Source organism: Oleiphilus sp. HI0066, from assembly GCF_001635725.1.
Genome location: NZ_LWFH01001070.1, coordinates 1 through 1,998, shown reverse-complemented (window position 1 = coordinate 1,998; position 1,998 = coordinate 1). Strand labels below are relative to the sequence as shown.

The 1,998-nt window shown below is 45.0% G+C and carries 4 protein-coding genes; all 4 read left to right on the top strand.

Annotated features, from left to right (window positions below; translation table 11 throughout):
• Positions 1-347, top strand: a 347-nt coding sequence (gene radC / locus A3738_RS13370; RefSeq protein ID WP_156504249.1) for a DNA repair protein RadC, incomplete at its 5' end; no start/stop codon positions are given.
• Positions 348-683: 336 nt separating this feature from the next.
• On the top strand, positions 684-998 hold the full coding sequence (locus A3738_RS31110) for a response regulator (RefSeq protein ID WP_068503362.1): 315 nt from the start codon (positions 684-686) through the stop codon (positions 996-998).
• Positions 999-1,151: 153 nt separating this feature from the next.
• A complete protein-coding gene (locus tag A3738_RS32610; RefSeq protein ID WP_369819752.1) occupies positions 1,152-1,211 on the top strand; it encodes a hypothetical protein in 60 nt (19 codons plus the stop codon).
• 196 nt (positions 1,212-1,407) lie between these two features.
• The coding region (locus tag A3738_RS13360; RefSeq protein ID WP_197473849.1) for an NAD(P)/FAD-dependent oxidoreductase at positions 1,408-1,998 on the top strand (591 nt) is incomplete at its 3' end.

The window sequence follows — 1,998 nt, the reverse complement described above, 5'->3', positions numbered from 1 at the left end:
AACGTTATGTGCAGCATGCCTTGGCAAATCGTCAACATGAAACCTTCGCTGTTCTGTATCTTAATAATCAGCATGCAATTCTGGATATGGAAGAGCTGTTTCAGGGTACGATTGATGCTGCATCCGTATATCCGCGTGAAGTAGTTCGCCATGTACTTAACAAAGGTGCTGCAGCCGTCATTCTTTGTCATAACCATCCCTCTGGATCGACGCAAGCAAGCCAAGCTGACATCCAGATTACACGACGATTGCAGTCGGCATTGGAGTTGATCGATGTGCGGGTGCTGGATCATTTAATCGTCGCAGGTAGTCATGTGGTCAGTTTTACCGAACAGGGCTTGATGTAGACCTTGGTCCAATGCTAGACCAAGGTCTAATAGTTGTTTTGCGTAGTATTGCCAAAAATTCGCTTAGGAAAAATTATGCGCCATATAGTACGTAAAATTGGTGTGAGTGAATTCGATAATTAAGGCGACACCTTCACCTTAAACGCAGCGACTGTGGTCGATCCGCCAATTGAAGGGCGTTAAATTGTGCAGTAGGGCACCCTCAAACCCTAGCCGTTCAAAACACGCCTGGACTATTCTTGAGTTTCAAGTGTGTGCGTTTTAAAGGAAGTGTTAATGTATTAAATTCATATTGCGGGATGATCATCCTTGTTTGGAAATGCTCGGTTAGGGTTATTGAATACGCACTTGCCTGATCTTTGCATTAGTGAATCTTCTGATCTTGATTGCACGCTTAAAGTGCTCGAACAAAACCCTGACAATGATTTGTTGTTGCTCGATCTACATATGTCAGGCAGTCAGGACTCATTTGGTCTGGTGACTGTACCCGAAAAATTCCCAACTGTGCCTTTAACGATCATTTCAGCACGAGAAAATGTTGAGACTATTAGCCGTTGTATTGCTCACGGCTCAATTGGCTTTATTCCAAAGTCCTGCTCTCCGAGTATGATTAAAGATGCCATTGACCATGTGATTGATGGTGAATCTTAGGTGCAGTCTTTTGTGCGCCAAAACTTACGTCGAATCGATAATGAAGAACGTGACTCAGCAACGCAGGTCGCTGTCTTGACGCCCCAGCAGTATCATGTGCTTTGTTTCTTATGAGAAGGTTGGCTGAACAAACGGATAGCTTATGAAATTGGCGTGACAGAAGTTATGGTAAAAGCCCATATCACTGCTATTTTTAAGAAGTTGGGGGGTTAATCGTACGCAGGCTGTGATTACTTGATCTAAGAAGTCACTTTATGATCCTGCGACGGAGGCTGTTTAATCCTCTGTTTTAACATGTTGTTTTTGAGACTAATTAGGGCAATTACCCTAATTAATGGCTTTTGTCTTTACATTTCAGAAACATACGTCAAAATCGCCAACCCTTTTTATTGTTAAAGCGAGTAAGGTTATGGACGATATGCATCACTTTGTTATTGTGGGTGGTGGCGCTGGCGGACTAGAGCTTGCGACAAAACTCGGCAATAAATTAGGCAAGAAGAACAAAGCTCGTATTACGCTCGTTGATGCGGCCTTAACGCATGTCTGGAAGCCTTTGTTGCACGAGGTTGCTGCCGGCTCTCTCAATTCAGATGCCGCGCAAGTCGATTTTCGTGTGCATGCGCAACAGCATTATTTTGAATTCCAGCCCGGACGCTTAACTGGACTCGACCGTTCCCAAAAAACGATTACCTTAGCGCCTATAAATAATCGCAAAGGTGAAGAGGTTGTTGCTGCGCGCCGTGTGCCATACGACACATTGGTGATTGCTGTGGGCAGTACGACGAATGATTTTGGAACCAAAGGTGCCGAAGAGCATTGCCAGTTTCTCGATAGCCAGCTACAAGCGCGCCGTTTTCATCAGAGTCTGTTAAATCGTTATTTGCAAGCAGAGCATGCGCCCGAAGGTGAGAGAGATATTCATGTTGCGATCATTGGTGGGGGCGCGACCGGCGTCGAGTTGGCAGCTGAATTACGCTATGCTTCGCAGCAACTAGAGTCT